Origin of the sequence: Neoroseomonas soli, from assembly GCF_018129065.1 — a bacterium.
GTDB classification, from domain to species: Bacteria; Pseudomonadota; Alphaproteobacteria; order Acetobacterales; family Acetobacteraceae; genus Neoroseomonas; species Neoroseomonas soli.
In genome coordinates this window covers 22,704-41,127 of sequence record NZ_JAAEDM010000003.1, presented here as the reverse complement: position 1 = coordinate 41,127, position 18,424 = coordinate 22,704, and the positions used below count along the sequence as shown (strand labels likewise).

The 18,424-nt window shown below is 70.9% G+C and carries 19 protein-coding genes; 13 read left to right on the top strand and 6 right to left on the bottom strand.

Annotated elements, in window-relative coordinates:
- Position 1: 1 nt before the first annotated feature.
- The gene (gene aroC, locus GXW76_RS01735) at positions 2-1,108 is read left to right on the top strand and encodes a chorismate synthase (RefSeq protein WP_211860260.1); all 1,107 of its coding nucleotides are present in this window, start codon (positions 2-4) and stop codon (positions 1,106-1,108) included.
- A gap of 564 nt (positions 1,109-1,672) precedes the next feature.
- Here the strand turns inward: aroC and GXW76_RS01730 are convergent.
- Positions 1,673-3,712 carry a 4Fe-4S dicluster domain-containing protein gene (locus tag GXW76_RS01730; protein WP_211860259.1) on the bottom strand — a complete coding sequence of 680 codons (2,040 nt, stop codon included), beginning with the start codon at positions 3,710-3,712 and terminating at the stop codon, positions 1,673-1,675.
- 56 nt (positions 3,713-3,768) lie between these two features.
- On the opposite strand from GXW76_RS01730, the gene GXW76_RS01725 reads away from it, so the two are divergent.
- The 12 genes from GXW76_RS01725 to GXW76_RS01670 all read left to right on the top strand — a co-directional run bounded on the left by GXW76_RS01725 (position 3,769) and on the right by GXW76_RS01670 (position 14,659).
- Positions 3,769-4,497 (top strand): biotin/lipoate--protein ligase family protein, encoded by a 729-nt coding sequence (locus GXW76_RS01725; RefSeq protein WP_246513834.1) that lies wholly within the window; start codon positions 3,769-3,771, stop codon positions 4,495-4,497.
- Positions 4,494-5,042 (top strand): DUF6505 family protein, encoded by a 549-nt coding sequence (locus GXW76_RS01720; RefSeq protein WP_211860258.1) that lies wholly within the window; start codon positions 4,494-4,496, stop codon positions 5,040-5,042. Before GXW76_RS01725 ends, GXW76_RS01720 begins: the two co-directional genes overlap by 4 nt.
- The gene (locus GXW76_RS01715) at positions 5,039-6,079 is read left to right on the top strand and encodes a DUF6352 family protein (RefSeq protein ID WP_211860257.1); all 1,041 of its coding nucleotides are present in this window, start codon (positions 5,039-5,041) and stop codon (positions 6,077-6,079) included. The genes GXW76_RS01720 and GXW76_RS01715 overlap by 4 nt, the downstream gene beginning before the upstream one ends.
- Entirely contained in the window at positions 6,076-6,588 is a 513-nt protein-coding gene (locus GXW76_RS01710; RefSeq protein ID WP_211860256.1) for a DUF3305 domain-containing protein, read from the top strand. The genes GXW76_RS01715 and GXW76_RS01710 overlap by 4 nt, the downstream gene beginning before the upstream one ends.
- Positions 6,585-7,193 (top strand): DUF3306 domain-containing protein, encoded by a 609-nt coding sequence (locus tag GXW76_RS01705; RefSeq protein ID WP_211860255.1) that lies wholly within the window; start codon positions 6,585-6,587, stop codon positions 7,191-7,193. Before GXW76_RS01710 ends, GXW76_RS01705 begins: the two co-directional genes overlap by 4 nt.
- Before the next feature lie 145 nt (positions 7,194-7,338).
- A complete protein-coding gene (locus GXW76_RS01700; RefSeq protein WP_211860254.1) occupies positions 7,339-7,941 on the top strand; it encodes a TorD/DmsD family molecular chaperone in 603 nt (200 codons plus the stop codon).
- Between the two features lie 25 nt (positions 7,942-7,966).
- A complete protein-coding gene (locus tag GXW76_RS01695; RefSeq protein ID WP_211860253.1) occupies positions 7,967-8,203 on the top strand; it encodes a twin-arginine translocation signal domain-containing protein in 237 nt (78 codons plus the stop codon).
- A 24-nt stretch (positions 8,204-8,227) separates the two neighbouring features.
- Positions 8,228-11,149, top strand: a complete 2,922-nt coding sequence (locus GXW76_RS01690) for a formate dehydrogenase subunit alpha (RefSeq protein WP_211860252.1) — start codon at positions 8,228-8,230, stop codon at positions 11,147-11,149.
- A gap of 15 nt (positions 11,150-11,164) precedes the next feature.
- Positions 11,165-11,761, top strand: coding sequence for a formate dehydrogenase FDH3 subunit beta (fdh3B, locus tag GXW76_RS01685; protein WP_211860251.1), 597 nt, complete (start codon positions 11,165-11,167; stop codon positions 11,759-11,761).
- Between the two features lie 14 nt (positions 11,762-11,775).
- Complete coding sequence (locus tag GXW76_RS01680; RefSeq protein ID WP_211860250.1) at positions 11,776-12,771, top strand: formate dehydrogenase subunit gamma; 996 nt, start codon at positions 11,776-11,778, stop codon at positions 12,769-12,771.
- A 79-nt stretch (positions 12,772-12,850) separates the two neighbouring features.
- The gene (mobB, locus tag GXW76_RS01675; protein WP_408904293.1) at positions 12,851-13,381 is read left to right on the top strand and encodes a molybdopterin-guanine dinucleotide biosynthesis protein B; all 531 of its coding nucleotides are present in this window, start codon (positions 12,851-12,853) and stop codon (positions 13,379-13,381) included.
- On the top strand, positions 13,382-14,659 hold the full coding sequence (locus GXW76_RS01670; protein ID WP_211860249.1) for a molybdopterin molybdotransferase MoeA: 1,278 nt from the start codon (positions 13,382-13,384) through the stop codon (positions 14,657-14,659).
- 457 nt (positions 14,660-15,116) lie between these two features.
- Here GXW76_RS01670 and GXW76_RS25910 read toward each other — a convergent pair whose 3' ends face one another.
- From GXW76_RS25910 to GXW76_RS01650, 5 genes are all read right to left on the bottom strand, one after another.
- Entirely contained in the window at positions 15,117-15,242 is a 126-nt protein-coding gene (locus GXW76_RS25910) for a hypothetical protein (RefSeq protein ID WP_272876000.1), read from the bottom strand.
- On the bottom strand, positions 15,239-15,940 hold the full coding sequence (mobA, locus tag GXW76_RS01665; protein ID WP_211860248.1) for a molybdenum cofactor guanylyltransferase MobA: 702 nt from the start codon (positions 15,938-15,940) through the stop codon (positions 15,239-15,241). The genes GXW76_RS25910 and mobA overlap by 4 nt, the downstream gene beginning before the upstream one ends.
- Positions 15,930-16,826, bottom strand: a complete 897-nt coding sequence (gene fdhD / locus GXW76_RS01660) for a formate dehydrogenase accessory sulfurtransferase FdhD (protein WP_211860247.1) — start codon at positions 16,824-16,826, stop codon at positions 15,930-15,932. Before fdhD ends, mobA begins: the two co-directional genes overlap by 11 nt.
- Before the next feature lie 201 nt (positions 16,827-17,027).
- On the bottom strand, positions 17,028-17,630 hold the full coding sequence (locus GXW76_RS01655; protein WP_246513833.1) for a C39 family peptidase: 603 nt from the start codon (positions 17,628-17,630) through the stop codon (positions 17,028-17,030).
- Entirely contained in the window at positions 17,627-18,424 is a 798-nt protein-coding gene (locus tag GXW76_RS01650; RefSeq protein WP_211860245.1) for a creatininase family protein, read from the bottom strand. The genes GXW76_RS01655 and GXW76_RS01650 overlap by 4 nt, the downstream gene beginning before the upstream one ends.

Below are 18,424 nucleotides of genomic sequence, written 5' to 3'. Positions count from 1 at the left end.
AATGAGCCACAACACCTTCGGCCACCTCTTCCGCTTCACCACCTGGGGCGAATCCCACGGGCCAGCGATCGGCTGCGTCGTGGACGGCGTGCCGCCGCGCCTCGCGCTGACCGAGGCCGACATCCAGCCCTTCCTCGACCGCCGCCGCCCCGGCCAGTCGAAGTTCGTCACCCAGCGCCAGGAACCGGACCAGGTCCGCATCCTCTCCGGCGTGTTCGAGGGCCTGACCACCGGCACGCCCATCGCGCTGCACATCGAGAACACCGACCAGCGATCCAAGGACTATTCCGAGATCGCCGAGCGCTTCCGCCCCGGCCATGCCGACATCACCTACGAACTGAAATACGGCATCCGCGACTATCGCGGCGGCGGCCGGTCCTCCGCGCGCGAGACGGCGATGCGCGTCGCCGCCGGCGCGGTGGCGCGCAAGGTGCTCGGCCCCGAGGTCCGCATCCGCGGCGCACTGGTGGCGATGGGTGGCGACTGGGTGGATCCCGCCGCCTGGGACTGGGCGGCGGTGGAGGAGAACGCCTTCTTCTGCCCCGACCGCGCCGCCGCCGTGCGGTGGGAAGAACGCCTGCTGGACCTGCGCAAATCCGGCAATTCCGTCGGTGCCGTCATCGAGGTGGTGGCCGAGGGCGTGCCCCCCGGCCTCGGCGCGCCGATCTACGGCAAGCTCGATGCGGACCTCGCCGCCGCGCTGATGTCGATCAACGCGGTAAAGGGCGTCGAGATCGGCGACGGCTTCGGCGCCGCCGCGCTGACCGGCGAGGAGAACGCCGACGAGATGCGCATGAACGCCGACGGCACGGTGGCCTACCAGGCCAACCATGCCGGCGGGATCCTGGGCGGCATCAGCACCGGCCAGCCGATCGTCGCGCGCTTCGCGGTCAAGCCGACGTCTTCGATCCTGACGCCGCGCGCCTCGGTGGACCGCCAGGGGCAGGAGGTCGAGGTGCAGACCAAGGGCCGCCACGACCCCTGCGTCGGCATCCGCGCGGTTCCGGTGGGCGAGGCGATGCTGGCGATCGTGCTGGCGGACCACCTGCTGCGGCACCGGGCGCAGAATCCGGATGCGCCTTCGGTCGCGCGGCTGCCGAGGAACTGAGACCGGCCTTCCATTCCGCTGCCTGGTATCAAAGCCTTTCGTCCTGCGCACGGCCGCTCCGCGACATGCCGCCGAGCCTTGGAGATGAAGGCGCCGGCCTGGCTCGGTTCATGAGATGGGCTCCGCGAAGGAGCGAGTTCTGCGGAGATTGCGCCGGCCGTTCGACCTCGCGTGCCGCTGCACTGGCCGCCATGGCGAGACGCCTGTCGCGTGGCATGAGGGCGAGGCTCCACCACGCGCTCCGCCTGGGGCCGCCGAACCTCCGCCGAGGGTTGCAACTGGCGCCTCGGTGCGGGACAATATTCTCATCAACACCGACAGCCACGTCCCGGATATGCTGTCGGACCCCGGCCTAAAGCGTTTTCCGTTCGCCTCGGCTCACGAGCACCGCTCCAGGCCTTTGTTTTTACGAGCATCTTCACCCGATCAGGTGACTCCACCAGATCGGGACCTGCTCTAAAGGGCTAAAGCACCTAAAGTCCTAAAACCTTAAAAATCCCGGTTTCCAAAGGCCTTTCGGCCTTTGGCGGGGTGGTGTGGAGGTGCGGCGCCCCTCCACGACGACTACTGCGTCTTCTTCGACCGTTCGGCTTCGCGCAGGTAGTCTTCCGTCGTCTTCACCGCCGGCCGTTCCGCCCCCGCATAGGGATCGAGCCCGCCCATCGTCGCCTCGGTGATGCGGCAGTCCTCGCAGAGTTCCAGCAGTGCGAGCTTCTTCGGGTCGCCGAACATCCAGTGCGCCGAGAGTTTCGCCTTCACCCGCGCGATGGAGGCCTTGGTGCCGAACAGCTTGCCGCAGCGCGGGCAGGCGGCGGGTTCTTCCTCCTTCACCACGCGGGGCACCGCGGCGGCCTCGCTGAAGTTCAGCCGCGGCTCGAGGGTGATGACCTTCTCCGGGCAGGTCGCGGCGCAGAGGCCGCACTGCACGCAGGCATCCTCGAGGAAGCGGAGTTGCGGCGTCTCCGGGTTCGCGGAAAAGGCCGAGGTCGGGCAGACGCTGGTGCAGGCGAGGCACAGCGTGCATCCCGCCGCGTTCACATGCGCGACGCCGAAGGGCGCGAGGGCCGGCATCGGCACGATCTCGACGCGGGCATTCGCGGCCGTGCGCAGGGCGCGGAGGGCCTGCAGCGCCATCTCCCGCGGCGCGCCGATCGCCTGGTGGGTGGAGGGCGCGAAGGCGAAGGGCGCGCGGGGCAGGGCGGCGAGCGTCTCGCCGAGGGTGAAGGGATCGTCCGTCTCGATCGCCGCGGCGCGCGCGGTGGCGTGGCCGAGGCCGAGTCCGTCAAGCGCGGCGTTGACGTAGTCGATGTTGCGGAACACGCCCTCGGCGCCGTGCCTGCGCTTGCCTGGCAGCAGCACGCGCACGGCGGAAGCGCCCCAGGCGAGGGCGCCGGCGAGCAGCGAAAGATCCAGCGCCGTCGGTTCGTTCACGAGCAGCGGCAGCACGCGGGCGGGCAGGCCGTCGCCGTGGCGGCCGAGGGCGTCGAGCATCGGTTCGCCCTGCGCCTCGTCGTGCAGCAGCAGCACGGGTGCCTCGCCGCCGGCTTCCCGGTACGCGAGCAGCAACGTGCGGATGCGGCGCGCGAGCGCGGCCGCGGGCGGCAGGGTATAGGTCGCGGCCCCGGTCGGGCAGACGGCGGCGCAGGCGCCGCAGCCGGCGCAGATCTCCGCGCTGATGACGACCTGGTCCTTCTGCGGACCGATGCCCGGCGTGATCGCGCCGGTGGGACAGAGGTCGAGGCAGCGCGTGCAGCCCGTCCGCCTGTTGCGCGAATGCGCGCAGAGCGCGGCGTCGAAGGTGATGAAGCGCGGCTTGTCGAAGGTGCCGAGGAGATCCGCGGCGGCGGCGATGGCGCGCTCCACGGCGAGCGCGTCGGCCGGGTCCGCGCGCAGGTAGCCCTGGCGGACCTCGTGCGTCGGGAACAGCGGCGGGTTGCCGGTCAGGTCCAGCACCACATCGGCGTGGCTGGTCGCGCCGTCCTTGCCAGGCCCCCATTCGTAGCGCGCGCGGGAGGACGGGCGCGGCATCGCCGCACCGTCCACCGTCACCTCGAAGGCGCCGAGGTATCCGGTGGCGGCGCGGGCGTGGCCCTTCATCACCGGGAAAGGCACGGCACGGGGCGGGGTGACGTCCTCGGTGCCGGTCAGCAGGACGGTCAGGTCCAACCTGTCCTGCAGCCGCGCAGCGACGTCCAGCGCCACCGCGTCGCGGCCGAGCACGAGGGTGACGCCGCCGCTTTCCAGCGGCACGAGGGGCGTCGCGGGCATCGGCTCGGCGGCGGCGGCGATCAGCGCGGCCATCTTGGCGCCGGCCGCCTTGCCCTCGGCCGACCAGCCGGCGTGCTCGCGGACATTGACGAAGGTGGGCGTCGCGGCCTGCGCCTGCTCCGCTTCCTGGCCAAAGAGCGGCGCCTGGGCGGTGCAGGCGACCGTCAGCGGACGCCCGGTGGCGAGCGCTGCCATGAAGCGGTCGAGCTGCTTCATGCAAAGCTGCTCCGCGGTGCGCAGCTCCGCTCCGCAGCCGCGGGCGATGGCCTTCTCGTCGAGGCGCATCGTGTCCTCGCAACTGCACACCAAGGCGATGCGACCGTCCGTTCCGCTCATCGACCGAACAAACCTCCCGACCTGCCCCGCTGGGAAGTCCGGGGCTGCGGGCATATATGCCCCAGTTGACGGAGTTGCGAGGGAGCGAGGTGTCCGAGGGCCTGCCCGACCTGCCGAGCGTGTTCACGCCCATCGTCGCCCTGCGCGAAGGCGGCGACGCGGTGGAACGCGCGGTCGCGATGGCGCCGCAGCATGGCGCGGGCACACTCGTCTGGGTGCGGTCCTGGGCGCGGGTCGAAGTCGCCGTGGTGCTCGAGCCGGAGCAGACTCTGGCTGCCGCGCGCCCCGCGCTGCTCGCGGCGATGAGCGCCTTCGCCGATGCCGCCGGCACCCACGGCCCGCCCGAGGTGCCACTGACCTTCGACTGGCCCGCGGGCATCCGCGTCAATGGCGGCGTCGTCGGCGCCGCGCGCCTGATCGCGCCGCCCGGCTGCACGGAAGATTCGGTGCCGGACTGGATCGTCGTCGGCATCGAGGCCCGCTTCGCCGACTCCGCGGATGGCGACCCCGGCCGCGACCCGGGCCGCACCACGCTGTTCGAGGAAGGCTATGCCGACGTCACGCCCGCCGAGCTCACCGCATCCTGGGCGCGCCACCTGATGGCGACGCTCGCGGACTGGCAGGGGCGCGGCGTGCGGACGGTGGCGGATCGCTACCTGGCGCGGCTCGACCCCGCGGTGGGGGAGGGCGGGCGGCGCGGCATCGACCCGGCCACGGGCGACCTCGTCATCGAGCGCGACGGGCAGCGCGAGCGGCGGCCGCTCGCCGAGGCGGTGGCGGCATGACGCGGCTGCTGCGCACGGTGCGGCTCGACCCTTCCGACGCGCTGGTCTTCCCGCGCGCGGCCGAACCGGGCGAATGGGCCGTGCCCGGCGGCTTCTGCTTCTGGGACGAGGACCCGGCAAGGATGGAGGGCAGGCGTCGCCAGGCCTTCCGCGCGGGGTTCCTCGGCCTGTCCTCCTTCGGGTGGTCCACGCTGGTCGAGGTGGCGGAGGCAGGCCCGGCGGAACGCGCCGCCGCGGTGGCGGCACTCGCCGCGCATCTGCGCGCGGCCTTCGGCGCGCCGGACGAGGCCACCGCCCGCGCTGCTGCGGAGGAGGAGATCGCCTTCGCGGAATCCCTCTGCGAGCACCCGCCTGGCACACTGGTCGCGCTGGCGCGCAGCGCGGAGGGTGGCGAGCAGCGCGAACGCTTCCGCACCCTGCACGAACGTCCGCGCGAGCACCGCGCCTTCGAGACGCTGCCCGTCTTCGCGACCGTCAGCGTCGAAGGCGAGGAGGAGGACCCGATCCGTCCCGACCTCGCGCGCATGGCAAGGACGAACCGATGAGCGGGCTGCTCTCCCCCGGCGATTTCTGGGTCGCCTCCGGCCATCATCTCTGCGACGAGATGGAACATGGCCGGCTTGGCGCGACGCCGGATTTGTGGCGCGCCTTCCTTGCGCGGCCGGAACTCGTGCCGCCGGAGGAAGCCTGCGACGCGGAGCGCACGCTGCACGCGGCCTTGATGGAGGATCCGCGGCAGGCGGTGGAACCCACGCGCATCGCGGCGCTGGCCGATGCCGATGCGCGGGACAACTTCACGCATTTCCTGCGCTTTCGTGATCGCGTCGCGGCGCAGCCCTCGCTGGAAGCGGCGTGGCTCGCGCTGTACCGCGAGGGGGTCACGGGCATCCCGCCGATCCTGCTGCAGATGCTCACGCATCTCGTCGCGCGGGCGGCGCTGGAAGGGGAGGGCGATCCCTTCGCGCTGCGCGCCGGGGAATTGCTCTACCGTCCGCAGCGCGCCGCCATCCACCAGGGCGCGCTGCTGCTCGCCGACGAGGAGGTGGTCGAGATGCGCGGCCGCGACGGCGGCTTCGGCGCGATCGGGCAGTTGCTGACCGAGGCCGGCGCGCCGCCGCGCGAGGTGGAACTCGACGTGCTGACCGAGGCGAACGGCCCGCTCTATGCCGGGCGTTCGGACGCGCACGACTTCGCCCTCGACATCGCCGAGGGCCGCGACGGGCAGCGCGGCCTGGCGCGCGCGCTGGAACGCTTCATCCGCCACATCTTCGCGGAGGAGGTCGCGATCCGCCCCGTGCCGGTCATCGAGGATTCCAACTGGACCTGGCATGTCGGCCTCGACGCCGAGGCGACGGCGATCGCCAACGATCTCTGGCAGGGCAAGAAGGTGAAGCAGGAACGGCTGGCGCGCATCCTCTGGCTCGGCGTGATGGAATTCGGCGATGCCTCGCGCGTGCTGCCGCGCGTCGCGGGGCGGCCGGTCTATCTCGCGCTGGCGATGGATGCGGCGAACCGGGTGCGGATGAAGCCGCAGAACCTGGTCTCCGGCCTGCCGCTGGTGGCGAAGGAGGAAGCCGCATGACGCTCGAGGTTCCCGGCACGATCCGCATCCCCGTCGGCGTGGTCGTGGAACGCCGCCCCGGCGTCACGCCCTGGGCCGAGCACGTCTGGGCGGCGCGCGAGGTGCTGGAGGACGCGCCGCCGGTCCCGCCCTGGAGCGTGCTGCGCGAGGACGGCGGCCGCACGCTGTTCTTCGCCGGCAATGCCGAGGTCGCGATCTACCCGACCGACACCGACAACTACATCCACAACCTGCAGCAGGATCCGCCACGCATCTGGGTGGTCCTGCGCCCGGTCGAGGCGGCGCCCGGCTTCGCCCTGCACACCGCGACGGTCGATGCGGGGGAGGCGGAACTCTACGCGGATTCCGGCTCCGACCTGCTCGAGGCGCTGCCGATGCCGCCCAGCCTGCGCCTGTTGCTCGAACGCTTCGTCGCCGAGCACCACAAGGTGCGCGAATTCCACAAGCGCAAGCGCGACCGCGCGGACACCCAGGGACTCGGCCGCCGCACGCGGGTGGAGGAAACATGAGCGACGAGGGCTTCCTCTCACGCTGGTCGCGCCGCAAGCGTGCGGCCGAGGCAGGGCAGCCGGCGCCGGAGCCGGCTGTCGTTCCCCTGTCCGAAGCGCCCGCGCCAGCACCCGCCGCGCCGGAGGAACCCGCCTTCGATCCCGCCAGCCTGCCCCCGGTCGACTCGCTGACGATCGAGAGCGACTTCGCCGCCTTCCTCCGCAAGGAAGTGCCGGAGGCGCTGAAGCGGGCGGCGCTGCGGAAGGCCTGGGCGCTCGACCCCGCGATCCGCGACTTCGTCGGCCCTGCCGACTACGCGTGGGATTACAACGCCCCGGACGGCGTGCCGGGCTTCTCACTCGAACTCGGCGGCGACGTGAAGCAGTTGCTGGCCCAGGCCATCGGCCTCGAACGCGACGAGGAAGCGGCCGAGGCAGCGCGCGAGGCCGCGGCAAGGGCCGCCGCGGTGGAGGAGGACGTCGCCGCCGCCCCGTCGGCACCCGAGCCCGAGCCCGAGCCCGAGCCCGCGGCGCCGGTCGTCGCGGAGGAAACCGGCAGTGGCGCGGCCGTGACGGCCGAGGCCCCATTGGCGCCGCGGCGGCACGGCTCGGCCCTTCCCTGTTGAGGGACGCTCCCACGACAGCCATGCGCGCCACCCGGGACTTGCGCCCCTTAGCCACGAAAAGGACGACGACTTGCAGGAATTGTCCCGTTTCGGATTTTCGGAGTATAATAGTCGGAAATCGGGGGAGAGGGAGGCCAGTCACGGCATGTCCACGGAGGCCACCGCCGACATAGCGCGGGACGCGCTGACGACCGAGCGGGCGAGGCTCTTCGCGCTCCTCGGGCGACTCCTGGTGGCCGCTCCGGATGCGGGACTGCTCGCCGCCCTGCAAGGCCTGCGCGGGGACCGCACCCCGCTCGGCGAAACCTATGGCGCGCTGGCCGAGGCCGCCGCCGCCACCGACCCCGTGACCGTCGAGCGCGAGTTCCATGACCTTTTCATCGGCCTCGGGCGCGGCGAGCTGCTGCCCTTCGCCTCCTACTACCTGACCGGATTCCTGCATGAGCGGCCGCTGGCCGAGCTGCGCGGCGACCTCGTCCGGCTCGGGCTCGAGCGCGCCGCTGGCGTTTCCGAGCCGGAAGACCACGTCGGCTCGGAGTGCGAAGTCTATGCCGGGCTGCTCTCGGGCAGCTTCGAGGGCGGCGCGGCGGAAGCCGAGGCGTTCTTCGGGAAGCACCTGCGGCCCTGGGCCGGCAGGTTCTTCGCCGATCTCGAGAAGGCCGAGGCGGGGCGGTTCTACCGCGCCGTCGGGCAGCTCGGGCGCGTGGCAGTGGAGATCGAGCAGGCGGCCCTTGGGCTGCCGGCTTAGGAACTGGACCGGGGAGAGCCGCGAGATGAGCACGAGAGACAAGGAAGTGGCCGAACGTCGTGGGTTCCTGAAGGCGCTGGGCTTGGCCGCGGGCGGCGCCGCCGCCGCGGGTGTCGCGGAAGCCGCCGGCCCCCAGCGGGCCGACGCCGTGCCCGCCGGCACCGCGCGCAAGGAGAGTGAGGCCGACCGCCTCAAGGCGCGCTACCAGCCGAACAGCGCCCACATCCAGGCCTATTACCGCACCAACCGCTACGGCGGCTGAGCCGAGAAGAGGGAGCGAAACCCCATGCTGATCAAGCGTTCCGAGGCTCGCGCCGGAAAGCAGCGTCTCGCCGCGGCCTATGCCGGGCTGTCCGCGGGCGGGCTCGACCGCCGCGCCTTCCTGAAGCAGGCCGGGCTGACCGGCGTCGGGCTGTCCGCGCTCGGCGCCATTCCGCTGACCACGGTGCGGCCGGCGGCGGCCGGGCCAACCAATTTCGCCCAGCCGATCACGCGCATCAAGAACATCTGCACGCATTGCTCCGTCGGCTGCACGGTGACGGCCGAGGTGCAGAACGGTGTCTGGGTCGGCCAGGAGCCGTCCTGGGACAGCCCGATCAACCGCGGCACGCATTGCGCGAAGGGTGCCGCGATCCGCGAGCTGGTGCACGGCGACCGGCGCCTCAAGTACCCGATGAAGAAGGTCAACGGGCAGTGGCAGCGGATCGACTGGGACACCGCGCTGAATGAGATCGCCGACAAGCTGATGGCGATCCGCCAGGCGAGCGGGCCGGATGCGGTCTTCTGGCTCGGCAGCGCCAAGCAGTCGAACGAGGGCGCCTACCTGATGCGGAAGTTCGCCGCCTTCTGGGGGACGAACAACGTCGACCACCAGGCGCGCATCTGCCATTCGACGACCGTCGCCGGCGTAGCCAACACCTGGGGCTACGGCGCGATGACGAACAGCTACAACGACATCCGCACTTCCAAGACGATGATCATCATGGGCGGCAACCCCGCCGAGGCGCATCCGGTCTCGCTCCAGCACCTGCTGTCGGGCAAGGAGATGAACCGCGCCAACATGATCGTCATCGACCCGCGCTTCACGCGCACGGCGGCGCACGCGACCGAATACGTGCGCATCCGGCCGGGCACCGACATCCCCGTGATCTGGGGCATGCTCTGGCACATCTTCCAGAACGGCTGGGAGGACAAGGACTTCATCCGCCAGCGCGTCTACGGCATGGACGACGTCCGCACCGAGGTCGCGAAGTGGAACCCGCAGGAGGTCGAGCGGGTCACCGGCGTGCCGGAGGCGCAGCTGCGCAAGGTCGCGGAGACCTTCGCGAAGGAGAAGCCGGCGACGCTCATCTGGTGCATGGGCGCGACCCAGCACTCGGTAGGCACCGCCAACGTGCGCGCCTTCTGCACGCTGCTGCTGGCGACCGGCAATGTCGGCGGCAACGGCAACGGCGCCAACATCTTCCGCGGCCACTGCAACGTGCAGGGCGCCACCGATGTCGGGCTCGATGTCGTGACCCTGCCGCACTACTACGGCCTCGACGCGAATGCCTGGCGGCACTGGTCGCGCGTGTGGGAAGTCTCCTACGAAAGCATGATGGCGCGCTTCGACAGCCCGCAGATGGCCGAGACGCCGGGCATCCCGTCGACGCGCTACTTCGATGCCGTGCTGCTGCCGAAGGACCAGGTGCAGCAGCGCGACAACCTGAAGGGCATGGTGGTGTTCGGCCATGGCGGCAACACCGTCACCCGCATGCCGGAAGTGGCCCGCGGGCTCGAGAAGCTCGACCTGCTGGTGGTGGCCGACCCGGTGCCGACCACCTTCGCCGTGCTCGCGAACCGGCAGGACAACACCTATCTCCTGCCGATCTGCACCCAGCTCGAATGCACGGGCAGCAGGACGGCGTCGAACCGTTCGCTCCAGTGGGGCGAGCAGATCGTCAAGCCGATCTTCGAATCGAAGAACGACTACGAGGCGATGTATCGCTTCGCCGGCGCGCTCGACCGCGCGGCGGAACGGCGCAACATGGCCTTCCGCCTCCAGGCGGAATGCTTCAAGACCTACGAGATCGGGCCTGAAGGCCCGACCTCGGAAAGCATCCTGAAGGAGATGAACCGCGGCGCGCTCAGCACCGGCTATTCCGGCCAGTCGCCGGAGCGGCTGAAGCTGCACATGGCGAACCAGGAGCATTTCGACCTGGTGACCCTGCGCGGCAAGGAAGGCACGCCGGTCGCCGGCGAATTCTACGGCCTGCCCTGGCCCTGCTGGGGCACGCCGGAGATGAAGCATCCCGGCACGCATATCCTCTACAACACCAACCTGCACGTGAAGGAAGGCGGCGGCACCTTCCGCGCGCGCTTCGGCGTGGAGCGCAACGGCGTCTCGCTGCTCGCCGAGGGGTCCTATTCCAAGGGCTCGGAACTGACGGACGGCTATCCCGAATTCACCACGGCCGTCCTGCAGCGCCTCGGCTGGTACGACCAGCTGACCGAAGCGGAGAAGGCGCAGATCGCGCGGCAGGGCGGCACGGCATCCTGGGCCACCGACCTGTCCGCCGGCATCATCCGCGTCGCCATGGAGCATGGCTGCGTGCCCTACGGCAACGCCAAGGCCCGCGCCAATGCCTGGAACCTGCCCGACCCCGTGCCGGTGCACCGCGAGCCGATCTACACGCCGCGCACCGACCTGATCGCGCAATACCCGACGCTGCCGGACCGGCGGGCCTTCCGCCTGCCGCATCTCGGCCAGTCCCTGCAGAACCGCATGCCGCAGGTGGCGCCGAACTTCCCGATCATCCTCTCCTCCGGCCGGCTGGTGGAGTACGAGGGCGGCGGCGAGGAGACGCGCTCCAACAAGTGGCTTGCCGAACTGCAGCAGGACATGTTCGTCGAGATCAACCCGCGCGACGCCGCGGCGCGGAACATCCGCGACGGCGCCTGGGTGCTCGTGCAGGGGCCGGAGATGCCGCGCGACAAGCAGGTGCGCGTCAAGGCGCTGGTGACCGAGCGCGTGGGCCCGGGCGTCGCCTGGATGCCCTTCCACTTCGCCGGATGGTTCATGCAGGAGGACCAGCGCAGCCGCTACCCGCAGGGGTCGGACCCCTACGTCCTTGGCGAAAGCGTGAACACCGTGACGACCTACGGCTACGACCCGGTGACCTTCATGCAGGAGACGAAGGTCACGCTCTGCCAGATCCGCGCGGCGTAAGGGAGGACCACGAAGATGGCCCGCATGAAGTTCCTTCTCGACGCCGAGCGCTGCATCGAGTGCAACGCCTGCGTCACCGCATGCAAGAACGAGAACGAGGTGCCCTGGGGCATCAACCGCCGGCGCGTCGTCACCATCAATGACGGCAAGCCGGGGGAACGCTCGATCTCGATGGCCTGCATGCACTGCACCGACGCGCCCTGCGCGGCGGTCTGCCCGGTGTCGTGCTTCTACACGACCGCGGATGCGATCGTGCTGCACGACAAGGACCTGTGCATCGGCTGCGGCTACTGCTTCTACGCCTGCCCCTTCGGCGCGCCGCAATATCCGCGCGTCGGCAACTTCGGCAGCCGCGGCAAGATGGACAAGTGCACCTATTGCGCCGGCGGCCCGCAGGCCGACAACACGGAAGCCGAGTACATCCAGTACGGCGCCAACCGCATCGCGGAGGGCAAGCTGCCGCTCTGCGCGGAGATGTGCTCGACCAAGGCGCTGCTCGCCGGCGACGGGGAGATCATTGCCCAGATCTACCGCGAGCGCGTGCAGAAGCGCGGCTACGGGTCGGGCGCCTGGGGCTGGCGCACGGCGTACCGCGAAACGGTCGCGATCTGAGGGAGGGCAGCAAGATGAAGATCCGCATCCTCGCCCTGCTCGCCGCGCTGTTCATCGGCGCGGCGGGGCTGCCGGCCCTCGCGCAGGGGACGGCGCAGCAGGCGCCGTCGCTGGCCGACGAGATGGCGATCCAGGCTCTCCTGCGCGGCGAGACCGTGCATGGCCGCATCACCATCCCGGACCAGCGCGCGGCCAACCTGATCCAGCCCCAGGGCCGCGAATGGCGTGAGTTCCACAACGTGACGCTCGCCTGGGTGGGCGGCATCGCGGTGCTGGGCATGCTGGCCATCCTGGTCGTGTTCCGCCTCGCCAAGGGGCGCATCCCGATCGAGGGCGGCCCGTCCGGCCGCACCATCCAGCGCTTCAATGGGTTTGAGCGCGCGAACCACTGGATGGTGGCGTCCTGCTTCATCATCCTCGCGCTGTCGGGGCTGAACCTCACCTTCGGACGGCACGTGCTGCTGCCGGTGGTAGGGCCGGAGGCGTTCACCGCGGTCAGCCAATGGGGCAAGTACGCCCACAACTTCCTGGCCTTCCCGTTCACCCTCGGCCTCGTGCTGATGCTGCTGGTCTGGATCAAGGACAACATCCCGAACGGGACCGACATCCGCTGGGTGAAGGCGGGCGGCGGCCTCATCGGCAACGCGCATCCGGACAGCGGGCGGTTCAACGCGGGGCAGAAGGGGATCTTCTGGATCACCGTGCTCGGCGGCGCGGCGGTGGCCGTCACCGGCTACATGCTGGTCTTCCCCTTCTTCTTCACCGACATCGCCGGCATGCAGCTCAGCCACATGATCCACAGCATCATCGCAGCGCTGATGATCGCCGTGATGCTGGCCCACATCTACATCGGCACGGTGGGCATGGAGGGTGCGATCGATGCCATGAGCACCGGCCAGGTGGATCTCAACTGGGCGAAGCAGCACCACAACCTGTGGGTCGAGCAGGAACTGGCGAAGGGCCGCACCGCGACTCCGCCCCCCGCCGCGAGGCCGGCCGGCGCGGACTGACCGCGCCGCCCATCGCTGCCATGACACGCGGGCGCATGGCGAAGGCCGTGCGCCCGTCGCTTTTGAGGGGATCGCACACGTGACGCGCATCATCGGCCTCGCGGGCTGGAGCGGGGCCGGCAAGACCACGCTGATGGTCAAGCTGCTGCCCTGCCTGATCGGGCGGGGCGTTTCCGTCTCCACGCTCAAGCACGCGCATCATCGCTTCGACGTGGACGTGCCGGGCAAGGATTCCTACGAGCACCGCAAGGCCGGCGCGCGGCAGGTGATGGTCGCTTCCGGCGCGCGCTGGGCGCTGATGACGGAACTCCGCACCGCGCGGGAGCCGAGCCTGCCGGAACTGGTCGCGCGGATGGACCCGGTGGACCTCATCATCGTCGAGGGCTTCAAGCGCGACGCCCACCCGAAGATCGAGATCCACCGCGCGGCCAACGAGAAGCCGTGGATGCGGCCGGACATGCCGGGCATCGTCGCCGTCGCCTCCGACGTGCCGCCGCCCTACGACCTGCCGCGGGCCGGGCTCGACGACGTGGAGGCCATCGCGGAGCTGGTGCTGGCGCATGCCGTGCCCCTTGCGTCGATCGCCTGGGCGACGCGGCAGGAGGGCTGAATGGCGCAGCTCAGCGACGACTGCTTCGCCTTCGGCGGCGCACTGATGCCGGTGGAGGAGGCGCAGGCGCTGATCGCCGCGCGCATTCCCGCTCCCGAGGGCGAGGAGGAGGTGCCGCTCATGGCCGCGCGCGGCCGCGTGCTGGCGCGGGACCTCGTCGCCCCGATGCCGCTGCCGCCCTTCTTCAATGCCGCGGTGGACGGATGGGCCTTTCGCCATGTCGACCTGGTGGAAGGCGCGCCGACGCGCTTCATCGAGGCCGGGCGGATCGCCGCCGGCCACCTGAACGCGCGCCCGGTGGGGCCGGGGGAGGCGGTGCGCGTCTTCACCGGAGCACCCATGCCCCCCGGCACGGATACCTGCGTGATGCAGGAGGATGTGCGGCGCGAGGGCGGCGCCATCCTTGTCCCTCCCGGGCTGAAGCGCGGCGCCAATGCCCGCCCGGCCGGGGAGGACGTGGCGCGCGGGGCGGTGGCGCTCGTCGCCGGGACCATCCTCGGCGCGGCGGAACTCGGGCTGGCCGCGGCACTCGGCCAGCGGGCGCTTCCCGTTCGGCCGCTGCCGCGCGTGGGGGTCTTTTCCACCGGCGACGAACTGGCCGAGCCGGGCGTGCCGCTCGGTCCGGCGCAGACCTACGACAGCAACCGCTTCACCCTGCTCGCGATGCTCGCGGGCCTGCCCTGCGTGGCGACCGATCTCGGCATCCTGCCCGACGATGCGGAACGCACTTCCGCGGCGCTGGCCGAGGCCGCGCGCGACCATGACCTGCTGCTGACCAGCGGCGGCGTCTCGACGGGGGAGGAGGACCATGTCCGCGCCGCCATCGAGACGGGCGGCCGGCTGGTGTTCTGGCGGCTCGCGGTGAAGCCGGGCCGGCCGGCGGCGATGGGCGTCCTGCCGAAGTCGGGCGGCGATTTCGCCGCGGGCGGTACGCCGGTGGTGGGATTGCCGGGCAACCCGGTCGCGGCGGTGGTCTGCTTCCTGCACCTGGCCCGGCCGCTGGTGCTGCGCCTCGCCGGCGCGGCGGGGGAAGCGCCGGCGCGCTTCGTCGCCACCGCGGATTTCGCCTATCGCAAGAAGGCCGGGCGGCGCGAATACGTGCGGGTCACGCTGGTTACGGCGGATGGCGTGACGAGGGCGCGGAAATTCCCGCGCGAGGGGGCAGGGCTCCTCTCCTCCCTGACGCAGTCGGACGGCTTTGCCGAACTGCCGGAGGAGGTGACCGAGGTGGCTCCCGGGGACCGCGTGATGGTGATGCCCTTCACCGGCCTGCTTTGACAGGGGGCTACGGTCACTTTCTCTGCGGCCTCGGCATGATGTTCCAGCAGCCGGACCTGCGGAGCCTGGTGCGGCGGTTTGGCTGGGAGCGGGCGCAGGGCGTCGTCACCCGGCGGACGGGGATCGGCGATATCGCAAGCGTGGACCATGCCCTGCCGAATGGGGAAGCGGCTAGAGCAGATCCCGATCAGGTGGAATCACCTGATCGGGTGAAGATGCTCGAAAAAACAAAGGCCTGGAGCGGTGTTCGTGAGCTGAGGCGAACGGAAACCGCTCTAGCGTCCCGGTGAACCGGGCCCCCAGCGGAAGTCCCGCGAGCGCGCCCATGCGGGTGGTTGTGCCGCATGATCCGCGTGCGCCGCGCACGGCCTTCGATGTCTGCGGCCTACTCCGGTTCCGGCTGCCCTGGGGCGTCGTGCCGATCGCCCTCGTTATCCGCGAGGGCTGGGGCTGAGACCTACAGCCGCGCGCCGGATGTGGTGAAGGCAACCTCGGCGGTCTGCTGCACCTTGGTGTCGAGCACATAGGCTGCGCCCACCGCGACAATGACCGCGATGACGATGCCGGTGATGATGGCCTTCATGTCTGGCGCTCCCCGCAAGCGTGATCGGTATTGTCTATGGCGTTGCCACCGGCCGATTGCAACAGCGGCAGGAGGGCCTGGGCGGCCTCGAGTTCCGCGGGCGAATTGGCGTTGAAGAAGGGGTCCACGGGGCTGTCCGGCCAGTCGGCATGGGCGCAGCCGTGGCGGGCGGTCCAGCGGTCGATCTTGCGTTCCCCGCCGGTCAGGGCGGCGCGCAGGTCCTCCCGCAGCGCGACGGGCCAGAGGCCGACCGGCGGATGCGCCTGGCCGGCGGAACGCGCGCAGGCGAGCGGCACGCCCGCCTCCTCCCGCGCCGCATGCAGCCGCGCCACGAGGTCCAGGGGGATGAAAGGGGAATCGCCGGGCACGGACGCCACCCAGGGCAGGTCCGGCCGCTTCGCCGCGGCCCAGTCCAGCGCGGCGAGGATGCCCGCGAGGGGCCCCGGATAGTCCGGCAGCCCATCCGCCACCACCGGCAGGCCGTAGCCCGCGAAGCGCGCAGGGTCGCCGTTCGCGTTGATCACCATCGCCGCCACCTGCGGCGAGAGCCGATCCAGCGCGTGGTCCAGCATCGGCTTTCCGCCGAGCAGCCGCAGCGGCTTGTCCCCGCCGCCCATCCGCCGCGCGAGACCGCCCGCGAGCACGCAACCGAGCGTCCCGCGCGCCTGCTGCGCGATGCCCTGCGTGTCAGCCCGCATCGTCGGTCGCCGCCATCGCCTCGGCGCTGTTCTTGCGCCAGTGCTTCGCGGATTCCTCCTCGACGTAGGTCAGGTCGGCGTCGAAGACGATGCGCTCCTGCCCCGAGAGTGCGACGAAGCGCTTGCCCTTGCAGCGGCCGATCAGCGTCAGCCCCGCCTCGCGCGCCAGTTCCACGCCCCAGGCGGTGAAGCCCGAGCGCGAGACCAGGATCGGGATGCCCATGCGCACGGTCTTGATGACCATCTCCGAGGTCAGGCGCCCGGTCGTGTAGAAGATCTTGTCGCCGGGCGCCTCGTGGTTGCGGAACATCCAGCCCGCGATCTTGTCCACCGCGTTGTGGCGGCCGACATCCTCCATGTAGACGACCGGCTGGTCCTGCCAGCACAGCGCGCAGCCGTGGATCGCGCCGGCTTCCAGATACAGCGTCGGCAGCGTGTTGATGCGGTGGAGCAGGCGGTAGAGCCAGGTCGTGCGCAACTCCGTCCTCGGCAGGCGGACCTGCGCGAAGCCCTCCATCAGGTCGCCGAAGGCGGTGCCCTGCGCGCAGCCGGAGGTGAGCGTCTTCTTGCGCAGCTTCGCCTCGAAGTCGGTGCGCTCCGGCGTGCGCACAACCACCACGCCGAGGTCGTCGTCGTAGTCCACGCCCGTCACCACGGCATCCGGCTTCAGCATGCCCTGGTTCAGCAGGTAGCCGATCGCGAGGTCCTCCGGCCGGTCGCCGATCGTCATCATCGTGACGATCTCCTGGCCATTGAGGAACAGCGTCAGCGGGCGCTCCACGGTGACGCTGGTCTCGATCGGGGCACCGGTGTGATCCACGCCGGCAACGCGGCGCGTCAGGCGCGGATCGGTGGGGTCGGGCTTGACGCGGAGGAGGTCATCCATACGAGGCAGATGGGCGATCGCGCGATGCGAAGCAAGCGGAGGGGCGCCGCCCCTCCGCGCCACCCTGCCGAGGGCCGAAAGGCCCTCGGAGCCCGTTACCGGGAGCAGCGGGCGTCGGTCTGCGTCGATACCAGGTGATGGTTCGCAAAGGCCTTTCGGCCTTTGCCGGGGAGGTCCGGAGGGGCAGCGCCCCTCCGGCAATCACCCCGGAAGCCAGATCCCACGCCCCGCATAGAAGCGCGCGAAATCCGCCACCGGCAGGCGTGTATCCGCTTGTGCTGCCGGCGAGTGGCCCGAGGGGTTGTGAAAGCGCAGCACGTCGCCCGCGGCCGCGAAGACCAGCACGAGATGCCCCCCGCGCGAGGGCGGTTCGCGTTCCTGCCAGCGCACCCAGGGATGCACTGAGGCGACGAACATCCCGCCCTTCGCCACCAGGGCCGGGATCGCCTCGGCCGGCATGTCCACGCGGACCTCGGCGGCGATGCCGTGCGCCTCGGCCAGCCAGGAAGCGGCCGGCGCGTAGATCAGCCCGCGGATGAAGCCGTCCGGCTGCACGACGTAGCCGCCGCGCGTGGTCAGTTCGCGTGCGAGGTCGAAGGCGCGCGGCGGCGCGATGCCGCGTGCGCCGAGCGCCATGCGCAGGCACGCCACGCCGCAGAGATGGTCCGCCCACTCCGCGTATTCCGCTGCGTCGCGCGCGCCGGATCGAGGCCAGAGCGGATCATCCTCCGCGCGCAGCGCGCCCGAGAGGATGTCGCCGATCCGCTCGGCGGATTCCCACTGCCCGAAGAAGGGCGGGATCACCGCGGCCCCTGGGCCCGCCCGCGCCGCCACACATCGTCGGGCTTCGACCAGTTGGCCGGGTCACGCAGTTCGCGCGCCAGGCCGGCGGCCATCGCCTCGAAGATGGCCTTGCCCTTTTCCGGCGTCGCGGCGCGCGCATCGCCGCGCACGCCGGTCACCGGCGCACGTTCGGAGAAGGACCAGAAGCGCGTGACGGCCTGGCTGGATGCGTCGAAGTTCCCGGGCGAGACGGAATTCGCGATCTCCGCCGTCCGCACCTGGTTCGGGTCGAGATGCATCCAGAGGCTCGTCTCGCCCTCGCAGGCGTGATGGATGCCGGGCTGCGCGGTGAGGGCTGCCGCGATCTCCTTCGGCGCGACGCGCGTGATGGCAGTGGTCAGCACCGGGATGCCGAACTCATGCGCCAGTTCGCGCGTGGCCACCGCAAGCGGGTCTGCATTGCCGCCATGGCTGTTGAAGAACATCACCTTCGAGAAGCCATCCGCCAGCAGCGAGCGCACGATGCAGCGCAGGATGCCGGCGAAGGTCGCGTAGTCCACGCTGATCGTGCCGCCGAAGGGGAAGTGGTGCTCGGACAGGCCGAGCCACATCGGCGGCAGCACCACCGCCGGCAGGTCTTCGCAAAGTTCCGCCGCGCGGATGCTGACCGAATGGCCGATGAAGCTGTCGGTCCAGACCGGCAGGTGTGGGCCGTGCTGCTCGATGCTCGCGACCGGCACCACCACCACGGCGTCGCGTTCGGCGAGCGCGCGCAGTTCCGGCGCCGTCAGGCGTTCCCAGCGGACCTCGGTCAT